Genomic DNA, 16619 nt, shown 5'->3' on the forward strand with positions numbered 1-16619 from the left:
GTTATTTATGACCCGAGTGAATTACTGGCTGACAAACATTCTGAGATGGTTCGATTCCGAAGCGGGATCAGATCACCTGGATACCTCGTCCCGAACCTTTAACTGGGTACGGGTACTCCCGTTTATTGCACTGCACCTGGCTTGTCTCCTGGTATTGGTGACCGGCACAAGCACCTTCGCAATGGTGTTTGCCCTTGGATTTTTCCTGGTTCGGATGTTCGCGATTACCGGCTTCTATCACCGCTACTTTTCCCACAAATCCTTCAAAACCAGCCGGCCCGCGCAATTTGTGTTTGCCGTTCTGGGCGCCAGCGCCGCGCAGCGCGGTCCTCTCTGGTGGGCGGCGCACCACCGGCACCATCACCAGCATTCAGACCGCGAGGAAGACCTTCACTCCCCCCACCAGGGCGGATTCTGGTGGTCCCACGTGGGATGGTTTACCTGCGATGCCGGTTTTGCCATGAACGAGCGCCGGGTAAAGGACTGGCTCAAGTTCCCGGAACTGCGCTTTATCAATCGCTTCGACTCCCTGGTGCCTGCCGCCTTCGCAGTCGCCATTTACCTGCTTGGCGAAGCACTGGCTGCCTGGGCGCCCGGGCTGGGCACCAACGGCCTGCAACTACTGGTTTGGGGCTTCTTTATCTCCACCGTGGTGCTGTTTCACGCCACCGTCTCTATTAATTCCCTGTCCCACGTGTGGGGCAAGCGCCGCTTTGAAACCAGCGATGACAGCCGCAACAACTTCTGGCTGGCACTGATCACGCTGGGCGAAGGCTGGCACAACAACCACCATCGCTGGCCGACGGCGGTTCGCCAGGGCTTCCGCTGGTATGAAATAGACATTACCTGGTACGGCCTGTGGGTATTGTCGAAACTGGGCATTATCTGGGACCTGAATCCGATCCCCGACCATATCCGTAAGGAAACCCTCGAACTCGACCGCAACCGTACCGGGAGGGCAAGCCAATGAGCCAACACCTTTCCAGCGTAGACACCAGCACACCGGTTGCTGAACTACCGGAAGTGCTTGAGCGCTTCTGCACACTGTACAACCAGCTCGACAAAGGCAACCTGAGCCAGCTCAAGGACGTGTACAGCCAGGATATCCACTTCCAGGATCCGTTCGGCCAGGTGTCCGGGTTGAACGAGCTTACCGAATACATGGCCGGGGCTTATGGCAACGTACTCCACTGCCAGTTCCGTTTCAGCTCGCCGGTTATCCAGCAGCAATGGTGCACCATCCCCTGGGTAATGGAGCTGCGCCACAAGCGCATCCGTAACGGAAAGACCGTGTTCGTAGACGGCATCAGTCACCTGGAAATCAGCAACGGCAAGGTGCGCTTCCATCGGGACTATTTTGACGCCGGGCAACTGCTTTACGAAAACCTGCCGGTGGTCGGTGGCGCTATCCGCTGGGTGAAGAGGCAGGCAGGATGAACAAACGACTGCAATCCGCATCGAACATCTGGGTTACCGGCGCGTCTTCCGGAATCGGCGAGGCCCTGGTGCATGAACTGGCAAACCGGGGCCACAACCTGGTGATTACCGGCCGGCGGGCCGAGGCGCTGGACAAGCTGGCCAGCCAACACCCGAACCGGATTACATCCGCCGTGGCAGACACCACCAGCCTGGACGATTTGTCTGCCATTCAGGGCGATCTCCAGCATTTTGGCGACCTGGACATGGCCATTCTGAACGCCGGCACCTGCGAGTACCTGGAAGTCGCCAACTACAACAGCCAGGTCATCGAGGCCAATATCACTACCAACGTGCTGGGCACCGCCCGCAGCCTGGACATCGCCCTGCCCGCATTGCGGGCCACCCGGGCAAAGGGCAAGCCATCAACCCTGGTGATTGTCAGCTCGTCGGCCTGGTGGTTTCCGTTTGGCCGGGCCGAAGGTTATGGCGCATCCAAGGCCGCCCTGACCTACTTTGCCCATGCCCTGCGGGCAGACCTGGCTGCCGAAGGCATTGATGTTGTGGTGGTCTCACCGGGCTTTGTAAAAACACCGTTGACCGATCGGAACGACTTTCCCATGCCGTTTATGGTGACCGCAGACGATGCCGCACAAAGGATTGCCAACGGGCTGGCCAAAGGCCGCAACGAGATTGCTTTCCCTAGACGGTTTACCTGGCTGCTGAAAGCGCTGGGCGCCTTGCCTCAAGGAGTGGTGGATCGCATGGCAGCATCCATGGCCCGCAAAGCCGACCAGAATTCCTGACCAAACCTATTTTGTGAACAAACCGCTTAAGGAAAACCATCAATGAATCAGGACCGTCAGCGCATTGCAGTTATTGGCGCCGGTGTTTCAGGACTGACCGCCGCCTGGCTGCTCAGTGAACACCACGACGTAGAATTGTTCGAAGCCGCCGACTATGCCGGCGGCCACACCAACACCGAGCTGGTCAAGGCCGGGGGTCGTACCTGGCCGGTCAACACGGGCTTTATCGTCTTCAATGACTGGACCTACCCGAACTTCATCAAACTGATGGACCGGCTGGGCGTGGCCTCGGAAGTCAGCGATATGAGCTTCAGCGTGGATTGCCACACCAGCGGCCTGCAATACAACGGCACCAGCCTGAACACCCTGTTTGCCCAGCGAAAGAACGCCCTGAACCTGCATTTCCTGAAAATGATCCGGGAGATCCTGCGCTTCAACAAGGAAACCCGGGCAGACCTGGCCGCCGGTGACATTCCCGAAGGCGAAACCCTGGGCGAATACCTGAACCGCAACCATTACAGCCGATACTTCCGCAACAACTACATCGTGCCCATGGGAGCGGCCATCTGGTCCGCGCCGGAAATCGTGCTGGAGCAGTTCCCGATCCGGTTTTTCCTGCAGTTCTTCAACAACCACGGCATGTTGTCGGTAGATGACCGGCCCACCTGGAGGGTCATTTCCGGCGGTTCCGCCAGCTATGTCACCCGCATGATGCAGAGGCTGGGCGACAAAACCCACCTGAACAGCCCTGTCTCCGCCATCCAGCGGGATGAAAACGGCGTAACGCTGGTTGTTAACGGGAAAAACCACCGCTTCGACCAGGTTATCCTCGCCTGCCACAGCAACCAGGCACTGGCCATGCTGAGCGACGCGAGTGACCAAGAGCGGGACATTCTGGGCGCCATCGGCTACCAGAAGAACGATGTTGTGCTGCACACCGATGCCAGCGTGCTGCCCTCCAACCGTCGGGCCTGGGCGGCCTGGAACTACATGATTCCCGAGCACAGCACCCATCCGGTATCTGTCACCTACAATATGAATATCCTGCAGAACTTCGACGACGCTCCGGAGACATTCTGCGTAACCCTGAACCGCAGCCGGGATATCGATCCAGCCAAGGTGATCAAGCGGTTCGAATACGACCACCCGGTGTTCACCCTGGAGGCTGTTGCCGCCCAACAGCGCTATGACGAAATCGGCAACCATAACCGCACGCACTTCTGCGGCGCGTACTGGTTTAACGGCTTTCACGAAGACGGCGTGCGCAGCGCCCTGCGGGTGACACAGGCCTTTGGTGTGGAGCTTTGAGCATGGCCAGCCAGTGGCTAGAAGGCACTATAAGACATCGCCGTAAGTTGCCGGTACAGCATGAGTTTCTGTACAACATTGACATGCTGGCACTGGACCTTGAGGAGTGGTCTTCTGTCACTTCCATCAGCCGCTTTTTCTCACTGGAACGGTTCAACTGGCTGGGGCTTTGCCGGAAAGATTACCTGGACCCGCACATCCCGAACCTGCACCAGGCAGTGGTGCAGCGGGTTCAGATCGCCACCGGCTGGCAGCCGGACGGGCCGGTTCAACTGATCACCCACCCGCGGTATCTGGGGTATATTTTCAACCCGGTCAGCTTTTACCTGTGCTACGAAAAGGGCCAGGACCCGGCCCGGGGTGACGTGCCCCGGGTGATTCTGGCCCAGATTACCAATACCCCCTGGAAGGAACGCCACGTGTATTGCCTGGAATGCCGAAATCACGGGCCGGGCGATGCAAGCAACTGGCAAACCGAGCGTTTTTCCTTCAGCAAGCGTTTCCACGTGTCGCCGTTTAACGGCATGAACCAGCACTACCAGTGGCTATTCAGCTTCCGGGGCCCGGAACTGCGCATCCACATGAACGTGGAACAGGAAGATCACAAACATTTTGATGCCACCCTGGTAGTCCAACGGCAGGTACTTGATCGTAAAACCCTGCATCGAAGCCTGCGACGTTTCCCCCTGGAAACTCTCAAAGGCACCGCCGGTATTTACTGGAACGCCCTGAAACTGAAACTCAAGGGCGCCCCCTTCTACACCCACCCGGACAAACTGGAGCCACAGGTACCGGAGTTCCGCCGGGGAGTGGAAGATCAGGGGGTCGATGTCAGTGAACCGGCCATCAACGCGTCAAATGAACAATCTTCAGGAAGGGTAAGCTCATGGAGAACCTGAATACCTCCGTCACCAGCCAGGAATCCAGCGTTGCCAACACCGGCACCATTAGCCGGGTTGCCCGCAAACTGGTGTGCCATCAGTTGTCCATGCTGGGGCACGGCAAACTGGTGGTACGTGAACAAGGTTACGACGACCAGGTATTCGGCGACAACGACGAGCGTTACCCGACCGCAGAACTGATCATTCACAACCACAGCACCTGGCGGGACCTGGTTACCGGTGGCAGCGTGGGTGCCGCGGAATCCTACGTGGCTGGGGACTGGAGTTCACCGGACCTGACCGCCCTGTTGCGCTTCTTCACCCGTAACCTCGATACCATGAATGCCTTCGAGGACAAGTTCAGCTGGATCAGCAAACCGGCCCTGAAGGCCCTGCACTGGCTGAACCGCAATACCCCGGAAGGGTCCCGCAAGAACATCAGCGCCCACTACGACCTGGGCAACGACCTGTTCCAGCTGTTCCTGGACCCCACCATGATGTATTCCTCCGCCATTTATCCGGGCGAGGAGTCCACACTGGAACAGGCTGCGGTTCACAAACTGGATGTCATTTGCCGAAAGCTCGACCTGCAACCCGGCGACAAGGTGATGGAGATCGGCACCGGCTGGGGCGGCTTTGCCATCCATGCCGCCAAACATTACGGCTGCCACGTAACCACCACCACCATCTCGAAGGAACAGCTGGAGCTGGCCCGGGAGCGTGTGAAGGCTGAAGGGCTGGAAGATCGCATTACCCTGCTGTTCGATGATTACCGCGACCTCACCGGCCAGTTCGACAAGCTGGTGTCTATTGAAATGATTGAAGCGGTAGGACCGCAGTTCCTGGACAGCTACCTGTCCCAGATCAGCAAGTTGCTGAAGCCGGATGGCCTGGCCCTGGTGCAGGCGATCAATATGCCGGAACAGCGTTACGAGCGTGCCCTGAAGAACGTGGACTTTATCCAGCGATATATCTTCCCGGGCAGCTTTATTCCTTCGTTTGGGGCGATCCTGCAGTCCATGGGCCGCGGGTCAGACCTGGTACTCACCCATAACGAAGACTTCGGCTTCCATTACGCCCGCACGCTTCGGGATTGGTGCGAACGCTTCATGGCAAAGCGCAGCGAACTGGATGCCCTGGGTTACGACACCGCCTTCCAGCGACTGTGGCACTTCTACTTCGCCTACTGCGAAGCGGGCTTCAGTGAGCGTGCCATTGGTGTGGCCCATTTGCTGATGGCCAAGCCCGCCAACAAGCGCGCCAACATCATCAGCCTATGATCACCTCGGAAACGGTCCGGAATGTCCTGAACTTCGTACTGTTCCAGGCCGGCTGGTTCGCTTGTGTGCTGTACCCGGGGCTGCCGGTGACAGCCCTGGCATTGGGGCTTTTCATGGTCCATATGCTGCTGGTGAGCCAGAAGCGCTTTTCGGAACTGCAGTTTATCGGGGTCGGTGTTGTACTTGGCGGGCTGCTGGACACGCTCTGGTTCCGGCTTGGCATTCTCGGCATCCCGGGTATCGAAGAAATTGCCGTTGTGCCGCCCTGGCTGGTGGCTATTTGGGCCCTGTTCATGACCACCCTGTGTCACTCACTGGCGTGGATCGGCCAGCACCGATGGCTGCCGTTTGTGCTGGCACCGTTTGCCGGGGCACTGGCTTACTGGTCTGCCGCCAAGCTAGGCGCAGTCACACTGCCGGACACTGCCCTGTCGGTAGCGGCCATCGCGCTGGGCTGGCTGGTGATCTTCCCGCTGCTGCTGTTTATCCGGAAAAGTTTGTACACGGAGCTTGAGCCATGAAAATGACAACAGCGGTTGTTGGCGCCCTGCTCGGTTGCAGTCATGCCGGTGCCGCTGTCTTCGAGTTCCATGGCAGCGCCCGGAGCCTTGATGACGACAGGCCGATCTACCAGGAACACCATGCCGTCAGCGGCACGTGTGAACCCGGCGTATTCGTTCCGGAGCAACACCGGGTCGATTACCTGAGGGCAAGTGACGACACGGGCTTTGCCAGCAAGCAACTGACTTACCGGCAATCTGTCCAGCTGCCGGAGGTGGATTTTCACCAGCCGGAGTTCAACGAGCGCCTGGAGATCAGCTACCCCGAAGCCAACACACTGGACATCACCTGGCAGAAGCCTTCCAGCGAAACCGCCATGGTCGAGCTGCGCTTTGGCAGCAAACTGGTGGTGGATGCCGGCTTTGACCAGTTCGTACGCGCCAACTGGGCCGCGGTAACCAGCGGTCAGTCTGTGGAATTCGATTTCCTGGCACCCACACGGGGCGATTACTACGGCTTTGTGCTGGAACCCGGCCCGAAAAACCGGGTAGATGCCGACATTGTGGTGCAAATCCGCCCCACCAGCCTGATGCTGAGAGTGCTGGTTGATCCGATTGTGCTCGGCTACAACCGCCAGGGCGCCCTGACCCACTACCTGGGGCTGACCAACATTCGCAAGAACGCAGATGCCAATCACACCGCTGCAATCAACTACCGGGTCATCCGATACCCGGAGTGTGAACTGACAGACTGACTGCGCCCCTTCAGCCACACGGCATAGACCATCCCTTATGGTAAACTCCCGGGCAAACTGATCCGGAGATTCCACGCCATGATGTTTGTGTCGTTTAACGTAAACAGTATCCGCACCCGCCTGCACCAGCTTGAAGCCGTGATTAAAGAGCTGAATCCTGACTTTATCGGCCTGCAGGAAACCAAGGTGACCGATGCGGAATTTCCGGAAGAAGCCATCCGCCAGCTGGGCTACCACGTGCATTTCCATGGCCAGAAAACCCACTATGGCGTGGCGTTGCTGTCGCGGATGGAACCGGAGCATGTGGTTAAAGGCTATCCGTCTGATGGCGAGGATTCCCAGCGCCGCCTGATTGCCGGCCGTTTTACCGTAAATGGTGAGCCGCTGACGGTCATCAACGGTTACTTCCCCCAGGGCGAAAGCCGCGACCACCCGGTGAAGTTCCCGGCCAAGCAGAAATTCTACGCGGACCTGATGGCCTATCTGGACGACCTGAAACAGCAACCGGGCCATGTGGTGGTGATGGGCGATATGAACATCTCCCCCACCGACAAAGACATCGGCATCGGCCCGGACAACGCCAAGCGCTGGCTGCGCACCGGAAAATGCAGCTTCCTGCCTGAAGAACGGGAATGGCTGGGAGAAGTGGAAAAACGTGGCTATACCGACGTCTTCCGCCACCTGCACCCGGATGAAACCGATACCTTCAGCTGGTTCGACTATCGCAGCAAGGGCTTCGAGCGGGAGCCGAAACGGGGCTTGCGTATCGACTTGATCATGGCCAGCGACAGCCTGCTGCCGAAAGCCAGGGCAGCCGGGGTGTCCTACGACATCCGTGCCATGGAGCGGCCATCCGACCACTGCCCGGTCTGGGCCAGCTTCGAGCTGTAAAGGCGCGCTACTGCCCTTATGAAAAAGGTCAAAACCAGAGACAGGATTCTCGACACCAGCCTGCAACTGTTCAACAGCCTGGGCGAACCCAATGTCACCACGCTGCTGATCTCCGACGAACTGGAGATCAGCCCGGGTAACCTGTATTACCACTTCAAGAGCAAGGGCGATATTGTCGAGGAACTGTTCGACGGCTTCGAGGCCGAGATGCTCGACCTGCTGGCGGTGCCGGAAGATGTGGAGATTTCACTGGACCAGTTCGGATTCTTCCTGCACATGCTGTTTGAGGCGGTAGCCCGTTACCGGTTTATGTACCAGGACCTGGTCAATGTGCTGTCGCGCTACAGCCAGTTGCAAGTCCGTTTCCGGCGCATTCTCAAAAAGAAAACGACAGCGTTTCGTACCCTGTGCGAGAGTTTTCGCGGCCAGCAGACCATGGCCATTGAAGAGGCAGAACTAGAATCCCTGTGTGAACAGCTCACGCTGACCGTGTGCTACTGGAGCAGTTTCGACACGCTGTCACACCTGGATAACCGGGAGTCGGTGGATCCAGGCAAAGGGGTGTACCAGATGCTGCACCTGTTACTGCCCTACATGGCGGCTGAGGAACAGGAACAGATCCGTCTCACCAGCCACACGTATCTGTAAGGCTTATTCTTCTTCGTCACGGGCCAGCGAGTCGGAATCGCGAAGGCGGGTCAGTTCAGATTCAAGAGCCGCAATACGATGTTCGAGGGCTTCGATTTCTTCCCGACGGTGAATACCCAGACGCCGGAGCGCGCCGGACACCCGCTGGTCAAACATGTGCTCGAGCTTGTCCCAGGTACCGGTTGCCCGCTCGCGAACTTCGCCAACCCGGTCTTCCACGGTACGGATCTGCTTGCCGACCACACCACGGGTTTTCGATTCCAGTTGTTCACCCTCCTGAACCAGACGGTCGAAAAATTTGCCGGCGTCTTCCTCAGCCTTGGTGTAGGCGCCCAGCCCGGCCAGCCAGATCTGACGGGCAGAGCCCTTGATTTTGTCTGCCAGCTGCGGATCATTCTCCGGCGAATTTTGGTCTTGGTCGGACATAGCTACCTCTTGAATGCGGGCAAAGGGTGTTCAGCGCCCATTGTATTACAGCTATACCGCGATTTCAGTGTTACCTTGGGCAGCCCTGAAACCCGCATGGGGAAAGGCCGCAGTATAAACACGGGTGCGATATGAAAAAATGTTTTCAAACGAAAGGGCCTCTGGCTTGAACTGCTCAAATTATGGTCAATACTTCTCGATACCGGTATCCGAGTTGATGCCGGTTTGTCTGGAAGTCTTTCATGGATACTACTCGCACGCCTCTGCCCGGCATCCCTTGCCGGGCTTTTTTTGTTATTATCACACCCCATTATATCCTTATTCCAAAACCAACCATTCAATCCGGAGATTCTGAATGATTGATATTGCGTGGAGCCAGTTTACCCCTGGCGCAGCCCTCACGGGCGGTATCCTTATCGGCCTGGCAGTGGCTAGTTTCCTGCTTCTGAACGGGCGTATTGCCGGCATCAGTGGAATTCTGGGCGGGCTGCTCGCCCCCGTTCGCACCGACATCCTGTGGCGCGTTGCCTTCCTGGCCGGCCTGATCGGCGCGCCAGCGGTCTGGGCCCTGTTCGCCCAGCTTCCGCCGGTTGAAATCAATGCCGGCTATCCGGCGCTCATCGTGGCCGGTTTGCTGGTGGGCATCGGCACCCGCTACGCGTCCGGCTGCACCAGCGGCCATGGCGTATGCGGGCTGTCTCGCTTGTCGCTGCGCTCGCTGGTTGCCACGCTGAGCTTTATGGCCACCGGTTTCATTACCGTCTTTGTTATTCGCCACCTGATCGGAGCCTGATGCCATGAAATACTCTTTCGCTTCGCTGTTCGCCGGCCTGGTCTTCGGTATGGGCCTGATTGTCTCCGGCATGGCCAACCCGGAAAAGGTACTGGGCTTTCTGGACATCGCCGGTCTGTGGGATCCTTCCCTTGCGTTTGTGATGGGGGGCGCCATCATCGTCGGGCTGGTGTCTTTAGCAGTCGCCCGTAAACGCACCCTGTCGTTCCTCGGCTTCAACATGAAGTTGCCGACCAATAACCGAATCGAGAAACGCATGGTTATCGGCAGTATGATGTTCGGCATCGGCTGGGGCATTGCCGGTTTCTGCCCGGGCCCCGGACTTGTGGCACTGGGCGCCGGCGAAATCAAGGGCGCCGTGTTCGTTGCTTCTATGGTGGCCGGCATGGTGCTGTTCGAGTTGTTCGAGCGCAATCGTGCCCGGGGCGACTCTGAAACCGATCGAGAATTCGCCGGCAGCGATGCCGCCTGACAGAACGTTGGAGAATGCTAGTGGAAATCAGAAAGATCGATGACAACCTCTCCGTAGCACCGCAGATTGCGGTGCAGGATGTCGCAGAAATCGCACGCCTGGGGTTTAAAACCCTGGTTGCCAACCGGCCGGACCGGGAAGAGCCGGGCCAGCCGTCCATGGCCGATATTGAAGCCGCTGCCGCCGAGCACGGGCTCAAGTGGGTCTACCTGCCAGTGGAGTCCGGCAACATTACCGATGCGGATGTCGACAACTTTGCCCCGATGATCCGGGATGCCGACAAACCCGTATTCGCTTTCTGTCGATCTGGCACCCGCTGTACCGTACTATGGGCCCTGAGCGCCGCCCGCGAGCTTGACCCACGGGAAATCCTGACCAGGGCCCACCGGGCCGGCTACGACATTACCGGCTTGATTCCGCGGCTTCAGCAGCAGGCAGACCAGCACTAACTACCCAACACCGGAAAGCTTCAATGCCATACAAAGGGACAGAGAACTTCAGCCACAAGCAGTCGGAGCGCCTTGGCGTTCTGGTAACCAACCTGGGCACCCCGGATGCCCCCACTACCCCGGCACTGCGCAGGTATCTCGGGGAATTTCTGTGGGACCCCCGGGTGGTTGAAGTTCCCCGCCCCATCTGGTGGCTGGTCCTGCATGGCATTATTCTGCGCATCCGCCCGAAGAGAAGTGCTGAAGCCTACGCCAGCGTGTGGGACAAAGACGGCTCACCCCTGCTGATCCACACCGCCAACCAGGCGGAGGGCATCCGCAAAGCCCTGCAAGCCCGATATGGCAACGACGTGGTAGTGGGCTTTGCCATGCGTTATGGCAACCCGTCTATTCCCCGCGTACTGGACGAGATGCAGGAACAAGGTGTACGCAAGCTGCTGGTGCTGCCACTTTACCCCCAGTATTCGGCCTCAACCACGGCCTCAACCTTTGATGCCATTGCTGGCGATTTCACCAAGCGGCGATGGTTGCCGGATTTCCGGTTTGTTTCCCATTACCATGACTTCCCTCCCTATATTGAAGCCATGGCGAAGCACATTGAGAGCCACTGGGCCGAGCACGGGCGCAAGCAAAAGCTGATCCTGTCCTACCACGGGGTGCCGCTCAAGTACCTGCAGAGGGGCGACCCGTACCATTGCGAATGCCACAAGACTTCGCGCCTGCTGGCCGAGCGACTGGCACTCAAGCCCGAAGAATACATGACCACTTTCCAGTCCCGCTTCGGGCGTGAAGAGTGGCTGCAGCCCTATACCGACGAAACCCTGAAATCCCTGCCGGGCAAAGGCGTGAAGAGCATTGATGTGTTCTGCCCCGGCTTCTCTTCCGATTGCCTGGAAACCATCGAGGAAATCAACGAAGAGAACCGCGAATACTTCATGGAAGCCGGCGGCGAAGGCTTTGCTTACATCCCCTGCCTGAACGCCACCCAGGGCCATATAGACGCCCTGGTGCAACTGGTAGAAGATAACCTGCAGGGCTGGGCCGCACCTGAAAGCAGACCGGAAGTGCTTGAGCAGAGGGCCGCGCTGGCCAGCGAGCGCAAGCAGGCAACCTGGCCCGGCCGGGACGACCTCTGAGCGAGTCGATAGCATCAAGAGGGGGGTACCATGAAGCTGAACTGTGATCTGGGCGAAAGCTATGGTGCCTGGCAAATGGGCCAGGACGACCTGGTTATGCCGCTGATTGATATGGCCAACGTGGCCTGTGGCTTTCACGCCGCAGACCCGATGGTGATCCGGCACACCCTGGTACTGGCAGCACAGCACAAGGTTGAAATCGGTGCCCACCCTTCCTATCACGACCTTCCAGGCTTTGGCCGACGCTCCATCTATCACACCCCGGATGAAATCGAAGCCCTGATGCTTTATCAGTTAGGGGCACTGGAAGGCATGTGCCGCAGCGAAGGCCTGGCCGTGAGCTATGTAAAACCCCACGGCGCCCTCAACAACGACATGATGAAGGATAAGGACACCCTGGCAGTGGTTATGAAAGCGGTACGGACCTTCCGCGAAGGCCTGCCGCTGATGATTCCGGTAACCCTGGGTTATCGGGAGCATCAGGCCCTGGCTGAGAACCTGGGTGTGCCGTTGCTGCTGGAAGCCTTTGCCGACCGCGCCTACGACGATCTGGGCCAACTGGTGTCCCGCCGCCAGGCTGGAGCTGTGCACGAAGACCCGGAGTTGATCGTAAAGCAGGCCTTGTCTTTTGCCCACAATGGCGGAGTCACCAGCACTACCGGCAAATGGTTGGATTTACCCGCCGACAGCCTGTGCGTTCACGGCGACAACGAAGCCGCCCTTGAAGCCGTTCGCGCCATACGGACAGCACTCGGCAAAGCGGCATAAAGCCCGGCGTCAGGAAACCGACGGAAGCCCCTAATTACTCGGCAGGGTGCGAATGACCGGTTACCCGGGTTGATTTTACGCTGGCGTCATCTTCAAGGTCCGGCACCGCCTGGCAAAAAGTGCACTCTTCGGCATCCACTGCCGCCCCACCCGTTTCCACGTAACGAATGCGATGGCTAGCCTTGCCCCGATTGGCAGACACGGCAAAGCGACGATTCTTGCGCTCGTTTTCGGTTTCGGGAGTTTGATGTTCGTCCATAGCGACACCTGCTGTTTTCAGTAAACGGTTCAGCAGTGAGTGTACGGCAAAATCGGAATTGATTGGTGAAGCGGAGGAAAATGCGTATTCGGGAAGGTGTGTCTGAGAGAAAAATGGCGGTGGGCCAGGGATTCGAACCCCGGGACGGCTATTAACCGTCGGCGGTTTTCAAGACCGCTGCATTCAGCCACTCTGCCAGCCCACCGTCTTGTTGGATCGGCGACGACTCGCCTTTCCTCAGCTGCCTTGCGACAGCGGGTGGAATGATACCGGATTTGCCTGTGCTGTCAACGCCCTGTAGAAAAAACGATGTAAATTCCGGAGCTTCTGAACAATCCATAAACAAGATTACAGCGGTTTAATGGAATCCAGAAGGCGAATTACTGTCGTAAATGATTGAAAGTTGCGGATTCAACATTATGATGGGACACAGTATCCAGCTTCACTAAACGGAGATGACAATGGAAGACAGACGTTTCGGCGTTCAGAACAACCAGGCTGCCTACGACACGACCGGGGAAAGAAGCCAGGTCACTGCGGGTATCAGCGATGATGCCATGAAGGTGCTTCGCAACACTTACATGTTGCTGGGCATGACCCTCGCCTTCTCAGCCCTGACTGCGTTCCTGAACATGAACGGCACTCATCCGGGCTTCCTGATCACCATCGTGGGTTACATTGGCCTGCTGTTCGCTACCTATAAACTGAAGAACAGCCCCTGGGGCATCGTAACCACCTTCGCGCTGACCGGTTTCATGGGTTATACCCTTGGCCCGATCATCGGTGCGTTTGTGGCGGCCGGCGCCTCCCAGATTGTGGCCCAGGCCCTGACACTCACAGCAGTAGCCTTTGTTGGCCTGTCTGCGACAGCGATCATCACCAAGAAAGACTTCAGCTTCATGTCCAGCTTCCTGACCGCTGGCGCATTTGTGCTGATCGGTGCCATGCTGCTGGCGTTCTTCATGGAAAGCTCTGCCCTGCACCTGGCGGTGTCTGCAGGCTTCACCATCTTCGCCTCCATCATGATCCTGTTTGAAACCAGCCAGATCATCAAAGGCGGCGAGCGTAACTACATCATTGCCACCGTTGGTCTGTATGTATCCATCTACAACCTGTTTGTCAGCCTGCTGCACCTGCTGGCGGCATTCAGCGGCGAAGACTGATCTCCGGTCAGTCCCTCGCTTCCAGAAACCCCGGCCTTTGCCGGGGTTTCTGCTTTAGGTACACTTCAAATCCTCAAGATTCACTCCCGGGTGCAGGACGCCATGACGCCACTGAACTATACCCTCGTAATCACCGGAGCCCCCTGGTCTTCCCAGGCCCCCCAGAGCGCCCTGGCCGTTGCCCGGGAATTGCTTGTTGCGGGCCACCGGATTGACCGGGTATTCCTGTATGGTGAGGGCGTATTGCTGGCCTCGGCGCTGGCGACGCCACCCTCTGACGAGGTGAACTGGCCGAAGCAGTGGGCCGGCTTCCTGGCTGACAACGCCATTCCCGCTACCGTTTGTATTGCCTCGGCGCTGCGCCGCGGAATCATTGATGATACCGAACAGGCCCGCTACGAACTGCCCGGCAACAACCTGCTGGAGCCGTTTGGCATTGCCGGCCTTGGTGAATGGGTGGAAGGTAATGTGAAATCGGACCGGGTTATCTATTTCCACGGGAGTAACTGACGGTGAGCACGCTGATCATAGTAGACCAACCCCCATATGGTAACTGGGCCGGGCGCGATGCCCTGGACATGGTGTTCTCGCTGGCCGCCTTCGACCAGCCGGCTGCCCTGCTCTTTACCGGCGCCGGGGTCAACTGGCTGCGCAAGCAACAGGCTCCCGACGCCATTGGCCAGAAATCCGTGGAGAAAAACCTCTCGGCAGCGCCCATGTTCGGCGTGGAAGAAATCCTTGCAGACACGGCGTCCTGCGAGTGCTTTGGGCTTGGGCCGGAGCAACTGGTTTCGGGTGTCACCCTCGCCGAAAACCTGCAAGACGTCATGAACGCCCACAGTAACGTGGCCTTTGCAGGCTGAGGCAGGAAGATAATGACAAGCACGCAGCCAGCAAACCCGACACTGCACATTCTGAACAAGCCTCCGGGGCACCCCCGGTTTGAAACCTGCCTCCAGGCCATCCAGGACGGCGATCAGATGGTACTTACCGAAAACGCGGTACTTGCCCTGGCCGATCGCTCCGTTACCCTTCCTGCCGCCTGTAAGGCCATGAAAGCGGATGTCGACGCCCGGGCGCTGAATGAGCAAACCCGGACAGGAACGATCGACTACGCCGAACTGGTACGCCTGACCGCCAAACATTCACGCATCATCAGCTGGTAAACCATGCCGATAACTGACATGCCGCCCCGCAATAACGAAGGTTTCCTGGAAGACGCCAATCAGTGGACACCGGAGGTGGGCCGCCAGATTGCCGCAGATGACCAAATAGAGCTATCAAAAAAGCACTGGGAAATCATAGAGTTTCTGCGGGATTTTTATAAATCACATGAAATGTCGCCGCCATCAAACCGGCTGTTCGTAAAGGCGGTAAAGGAAGCACTGGGCGAAGAAAAAGGCAACAGCATCTACCTGATGCAGCTGTTCCCCGGCACACCGGCCAAAACCGCGTGCCGGATAGCAGGCCTGCCCCGCCCCACCAATTGCCTGTAAGCCTGGACTGCGATCAGATCAGTACAAACTGGATAAAGCCCGCAATCGCCCCGAACAAGCCACCGATCAGCATCAGCTGGACTTCCTCTTCCCGAAACGCCGGGCGCAGGATTTCCTGGAATTCTTCAGGCTTGAGGGCTTTCATCTGGCCCGCCAGCACACCGGCAACCACCGGTGCCCGTTCCTTGTTGAATGCCGGGTCAGAGAAGACATCCCGGGTAGCCAGTACCGCCTTGTCATTCATGGCCCGCTTAAGGTCGGTGTAACCGGACATACCCACGGTCACCTGCGCAGCCAGTCGCATGACCATGGAGTTATCCAGCATCGGGCGCAGGTGTTTCTGCAAAATGGAGCGGGTACGGGCGCCGTGGCGACCGTTAATCATGGCATCCGCCACCTTCTCCACGGTAATCAGTTCCTCGGCCACCAGCTGCGCCCAGATGTCGCTGATTTCGTCCTGTCGCTGCAAAAACAGGCCCTGAAACTTCCAGAACAGCATCCGGCGCGGCCTGAGCGGGGCAAAAATCAGGTTGATGGCCAGCCAGTTGGTGATAAAACCGATGGCAAAGCCACCCACCGGCAACACCCACGGCTGCGGATAGGATACCCAGAATGGCACCAGCAGAGCGCCCAGCAAGGCACCGATTAGCGCACCCCGGTTGATCACAGACTGCAATTCCACGGCACCGGCCTGTTTGAAAATGCGGTTCATCAGGTCCGGATGGTGTTGCAGTTCGCGGCTCAGCAGCGCTTTCAGGTCTACCAGGTCGTCCAGGTCGTCACCAAAGTCTTCCACCAGCTCCTCTATGCGCGATGGCAATTGCTGTCGCGCCCACTGGTAGATGCGGTCTTTGACAAACATCGGCAGATTGTCCCAAAGCACCGGCTGGACTTCGTACATCACTTCATCAATGTACTCGTCCATGCGCGGCGATACCTGAGTCAGAACCTGCTGGACAATGCGCTGGGGTTCGAGCTTCTGGTACACCGAGTTGAGGTCGCCGAAATGCTGCAGGGTACGGTCGATGCAGATGTGAGCCATTTTCTCGGCTTTGCGGGGAATCACGCCCTGCCAGCCAACGACGCCGAACCCGATGAACTGAACCGGATAGAATGACATCTGAATAGCCAGCCAGTTAGTAAACCAGCCAACTACGGCAGCCATAACTGGC

At 58.1% G+C, this 16619-nt stretch carries 23 protein-coding genes and 1 tRNA gene; 20 read left to right on the forward strand and 4 right to left on the reverse strand.

All coding sequences use genetic code 11. The annotated features are described in order from the left end of the window. Positions 1-7: 7 nt before the first annotated feature. From H3Z84_RS11420 to H3Z84_RS11465, 10 genes are all read left to right on the forward strand, one after another. Positions 8-970 (forward strand): acyl-CoA desaturase, encoded by a 963-nt coding sequence (locus tag H3Z84_RS11420; RefSeq protein WP_094624015.1) that lies wholly within the window; start codon positions 8-10, stop codon positions 968-970. Continuing rightward, positions 967-1437 (forward strand): nuclear transport factor 2 family protein, encoded by a 471-nt coding sequence (locus H3Z84_RS11425; protein WP_058340894.1) that lies wholly within the window; start codon positions 967-969, stop codon positions 1435-1437. Before H3Z84_RS11420 ends, H3Z84_RS11425 begins: the two co-directional genes overlap by 4 nt. Further along, complete coding sequence (locus H3Z84_RS11430; protein ID WP_199457541.1) at positions 1434-2222, forward strand: SDR family NAD(P)-dependent oxidoreductase; 789 nt, start codon at positions 1434-1436, stop codon at positions 2220-2222. Before H3Z84_RS11425 ends, H3Z84_RS11430 begins: the two co-directional genes overlap by 4 nt. A 42-nt stretch (positions 2223-2264) precedes the next feature. Beyond that, on the forward strand, positions 2265-3530 hold the full coding sequence (locus H3Z84_RS11435; RefSeq protein ID WP_199457542.1) for an NAD(P)/FAD-dependent oxidoreductase: 1266 nt from the start codon (positions 2265-2267) through the stop codon (positions 3528-3530). A gap of 2 nt (positions 3531-3532) precedes the next feature. Next, on the forward strand, positions 3533-4429 hold the full coding sequence (locus H3Z84_RS11440) for a DUF1365 domain-containing protein (protein WP_199457543.1): 897 nt from the start codon (positions 3533-3535) through the stop codon (positions 4427-4429). Further along, positions 4417-5691 carry an SAM-dependent methyltransferase gene (locus tag H3Z84_RS11445; RefSeq protein ID WP_199457544.1) on the forward strand — a complete coding sequence of 425 codons (1275 nt, stop codon included), beginning with the start codon at positions 4417-4419 and terminating at the stop codon, positions 5689-5691. The genes H3Z84_RS11440 and H3Z84_RS11445 overlap by 13 nt, the downstream gene beginning before the upstream one ends. Then, on the forward strand, positions 5688-6212 hold the full coding sequence (locus H3Z84_RS11450; RefSeq protein ID WP_022988204.1) for a DUF2878 domain-containing protein: 525 nt from the start codon (positions 5688-5690) through the stop codon (positions 6210-6212). Before H3Z84_RS11445 ends, H3Z84_RS11450 begins: the two co-directional genes overlap by 4 nt. Further along, on the forward strand, positions 6209-6946 hold the full coding sequence (locus H3Z84_RS11455) for a hypothetical protein (protein ID WP_199457545.1): 738 nt from the start codon (positions 6209-6211) through the stop codon (positions 6944-6946). Before H3Z84_RS11450 ends, H3Z84_RS11455 begins: the two co-directional genes overlap by 4 nt. A 78-nt stretch (positions 6947-7024) precedes the next feature. After that, entirely contained in the window at positions 7025-7837 is an 813-nt protein-coding gene (gene xthA, locus H3Z84_RS11460; RefSeq protein ID WP_199457546.1) for an exodeoxyribonuclease III, read from the forward strand. An 18-nt stretch (positions 7838-7855) separates the two neighbouring features. Beyond that, positions 7856-8485, forward strand: coding sequence for a TetR/AcrR family transcriptional regulator (locus H3Z84_RS11465; protein WP_199457547.1), 630 nt, complete (start codon positions 7856-7858; stop codon positions 8483-8485). A gap of 3 nt (positions 8486-8488) precedes the next feature. On the opposite strand, the gene H3Z84_RS11470 is transcribed toward H3Z84_RS11465, so the two are convergent. Further along, the gene (locus H3Z84_RS11470) at positions 8489-8911 is read right to left on the reverse strand and encodes a phasin family protein (RefSeq protein WP_058340887.1); all 423 of its coding nucleotides are present in this window, start codon (positions 8909-8911) and stop codon (positions 8489-8491) included. Positions 8912-9266: 355 nt separating this feature from the next. Here H3Z84_RS11470 and H3Z84_RS11475 point away from each other — a divergent pair, with 355 nt between their 5' ends. The 5 genes from H3Z84_RS11475 to H3Z84_RS11495 are packed head-to-tail and all read left to right on the forward strand — an operon-like array spanning position 9267 to position 12529. Then, positions 9267-9704, forward strand: coding sequence for a YeeE/YedE family protein (locus H3Z84_RS11475; RefSeq protein ID WP_199457548.1), 438 nt, complete (start codon positions 9267-9269; stop codon positions 9702-9704). A 4-nt stretch (positions 9705-9708) separates the two neighbouring features. After that, the gene (locus H3Z84_RS11480; protein ID WP_199457549.1) at positions 9709-10176 is read left to right on the forward strand and encodes a YeeE/YedE family protein; all 468 of its coding nucleotides are present in this window, start codon (positions 9709-9711) and stop codon (positions 10174-10176) included. A gap of 20 nt (positions 10177-10196) precedes the next feature. Continuing rightward, positions 10197-10625 carry a TIGR01244 family sulfur transferase gene (locus H3Z84_RS11485; protein ID WP_199457550.1) on the forward strand — a complete coding sequence of 143 codons (429 nt, stop codon included), beginning with the start codon at positions 10197-10199 and terminating at the stop codon, positions 10623-10625. A 23-nt stretch (positions 10626-10648) separates the two neighbouring features. After that, on the forward strand, positions 10649-11761 hold the full coding sequence (gene hemH / locus H3Z84_RS11490; RefSeq protein WP_094624022.1) for a ferrochelatase: 1113 nt from the start codon (positions 10649-10651) through the stop codon (positions 11759-11761). Positions 11762-11791: 30 nt separating this feature from the next. Next, positions 11792-12529 carry a 5-oxoprolinase subunit PxpA gene (locus tag H3Z84_RS11495; RefSeq protein WP_199457551.1) on the forward strand — a complete coding sequence of 246 codons (738 nt, stop codon included), beginning with the start codon at positions 11792-11794 and terminating at the stop codon, positions 12527-12529. 34 nt (positions 12530-12563) lie between these two features. Here H3Z84_RS11495 and H3Z84_RS11500 read toward each other — a convergent pair whose 3' ends face one another. After that, positions 12564-12788 carry a hypothetical protein gene (locus H3Z84_RS11500; RefSeq protein WP_199457552.1) on the reverse strand — a complete coding sequence of 75 codons (225 nt, stop codon included), beginning with the start codon at positions 12786-12788 and terminating at the stop codon, positions 12564-12566. 114 nt (positions 12789-12902) lie between these two features. Then, positions 12903-12993 (reverse strand) — tRNA-Ser (locus H3Z84_RS11505). 256 nt (positions 12994-13249) lie between these two features. Here H3Z84_RS11505 and H3Z84_RS11510 point away from each other — a divergent pair. The 5 genes from H3Z84_RS11510 to H3Z84_RS11530 all read left to right on the forward strand — a co-directional run bounded on the left by H3Z84_RS11510 (position 13250) and on the right by H3Z84_RS11530 (position 15447). Further along, a complete protein-coding gene (locus tag H3Z84_RS11510; RefSeq protein ID WP_058340882.1) occupies positions 13250-13951 on the forward strand; it encodes a Bax inhibitor-1/YccA family protein in 702 nt (233 codons plus the stop codon). A 102-nt stretch (positions 13952-14053) separates the two neighbouring features. Continuing rightward, positions 14054-14461 carry a sulfurtransferase complex subunit TusD gene (gene tusD / locus H3Z84_RS11515; protein WP_199457553.1) on the forward strand — a complete coding sequence of 136 codons (408 nt, stop codon included), beginning with the start codon at positions 14054-14056 and terminating at the stop codon, positions 14459-14461. 2 nt (positions 14462-14463) lie between these two features. Further along, complete coding sequence (locus H3Z84_RS11520) at positions 14464-14814, forward strand: DsrE family protein (protein ID WP_199457554.1); 351 nt, start codon at positions 14464-14466, stop codon at positions 14812-14814. Between the two features lie 12 nt (positions 14815-14826). After that, on the forward strand, positions 14827-15117 hold the full coding sequence (gene tusB / locus H3Z84_RS11525) for a sulfurtransferase complex subunit TusB (protein ID WP_199457555.1): 291 nt from the start codon (positions 14827-14829) through the stop codon (positions 15115-15117). 3 nt (positions 15118-15120) lie between these two features. Then, complete coding sequence (locus tag H3Z84_RS11530) at positions 15121-15447, forward strand: TusE/DsrC/DsvC family sulfur relay protein (RefSeq protein ID WP_199457556.1); 327 nt, start codon at positions 15121-15123, stop codon at positions 15445-15447. Between the two features lie 13 nt (positions 15448-15460). Here the strand turns inward: H3Z84_RS11530 and H3Z84_RS11535 are convergent, their stop codons facing one another. Continuing rightward, on the reverse strand, positions 15461-16612 hold the full coding sequence (locus H3Z84_RS11535; RefSeq protein ID WP_228285825.1) for a DUF445 domain-containing protein: 1152 nt from the start codon (positions 16610-16612) through the stop codon (positions 15461-15463). Between the last annotated feature and the right edge of the window lie 7 nt (positions 16613-16619).

This window comes from Marinobacter sp. bablab_jr003 (assembly GCF_016464245.1).
In the GTDB taxonomy this organism is placed as follows: Bacteria; Pseudomonadota; Gammaproteobacteria; order Pseudomonadales; family Oleiphilaceae; genus Marinobacter; species Marinobacter vinifirmus.

Coding starts and splice junctions, on each gene's coding strand:
- H3Z84_RS11420 (WP_094624015.1), top strand. CDS start 8: ATGACCCGAGTGAATTACTGGCTGACAAACATTCTGAGATGGTTCGAT.
- H3Z84_RS11425 (WP_058340894.1), top strand. CDS start 967: ATGAGCCAACACCTTTCCAGCGTAGACACCAGCACACCGGTTGCTGAA.
- H3Z84_RS11430 (WP_199457541.1), top strand. CDS start 1,434: ATGAACAAACGACTGCAATCCGCATCGAACATCTGGGTTACCGGCGCG.
- H3Z84_RS11435 (WP_199457542.1), top strand. CDS start 2,265: ATGAATCAGGACCGTCAGCGCATTGCAGTTATTGGCGCCGGTGTTTCA.
- H3Z84_RS11440 (WP_199457543.1), top strand. CDS start 3,533: ATGGCCAGCCAGTGGCTAGAAGGCACTATAAGACATCGCCGTAAGTTG.
- H3Z84_RS11445 (WP_199457544.1), top strand. CDS start 4,417: ATGGAGAACCTGAATACCTCCGTCACCAGCCAGGAATCCAGCGTTGCC.
- H3Z84_RS11450 (WP_022988204.1), top strand. CDS start 5,688: ATGATCACCTCGGAAACGGTCCGGAATGTCCTGAACTTCGTACTGTTC.
- H3Z84_RS11455 (WP_199457545.1), top strand. CDS start 6,209: ATGAAAATGACAACAGCGGTTGTTGGCGCCCTGCTCGGTTGCAGTCAT.
- xthA (WP_199457546.1), top strand. CDS start 7,025: ATGATGTTTGTGTCGTTTAACGTAAACAGTATCCGCACCCGCCTGCAC.
- H3Z84_RS11465 (WP_199457547.1), top strand. CDS start 7,856: ATGAAAAAGGTCAAAACCAGAGACAGGATTCTCGACACCAGCCTGCAA.
- H3Z84_RS11470 (WP_058340887.1), bottom strand. CDS start 8,911: ATGTCCGACCAAGACCAAAATTCGCCGGAGAATGATCCGCAGCTGGCA.
- H3Z84_RS11475 (WP_199457548.1), top strand. CDS start 9,267: ATGATTGATATTGCGTGGAGCCAGTTTACCCCTGGCGCAGCCCTCACG.
- H3Z84_RS11480 (WP_199457549.1), top strand. CDS start 9,709: ATGAAATACTCTTTCGCTTCGCTGTTCGCCGGCCTGGTCTTCGGTATG.
- hemH (WP_094624022.1), top strand. CDS start 10,649: ATGCCATACAAAGGGACAGAGAACTTCAGCCACAAGCAGTCGGAGCGC.
- H3Z84_RS11495 (WP_199457551.1), top strand. CDS start 11,792: ATGAAGCTGAACTGTGATCTGGGCGAAAGCTATGGTGCCTGGCAAATG.
- H3Z84_RS11500 (WP_199457552.1), bottom strand. CDS start 12,788: ATGGACGAACATCAAACTCCCGAAACCGAAAACGAGCGCAAGAATCGT.
- H3Z84_RS11510 (WP_058340882.1), top strand. CDS start 13,250: ATGGAAGACAGACGTTTCGGCGTTCAGAACAACCAGGCTGCCTACGAC.
- tusD (WP_199457553.1), top strand. CDS start 14,054: ATGACGCCACTGAACTATACCCTCGTAATCACCGGAGCCCCCTGGTCT.
- tusB (WP_199457555.1), top strand. CDS start 14,827: ATGACAAGCACGCAGCCAGCAAACCCGACACTGCACATTCTGAACAAG.
- H3Z84_RS11530 (WP_199457556.1), top strand. CDS start 15,121: ATGCCGATAACTGACATGCCGCCCCGCAATAACGAAGGTTTCCTGGAA.
- H3Z84_RS11535 (WP_228285825.1), bottom strand. CDS start 16,612: ATGGCTGCCGTAGTTGGCTGGTTTACTAACTGGCTGGCTATTCAGATG.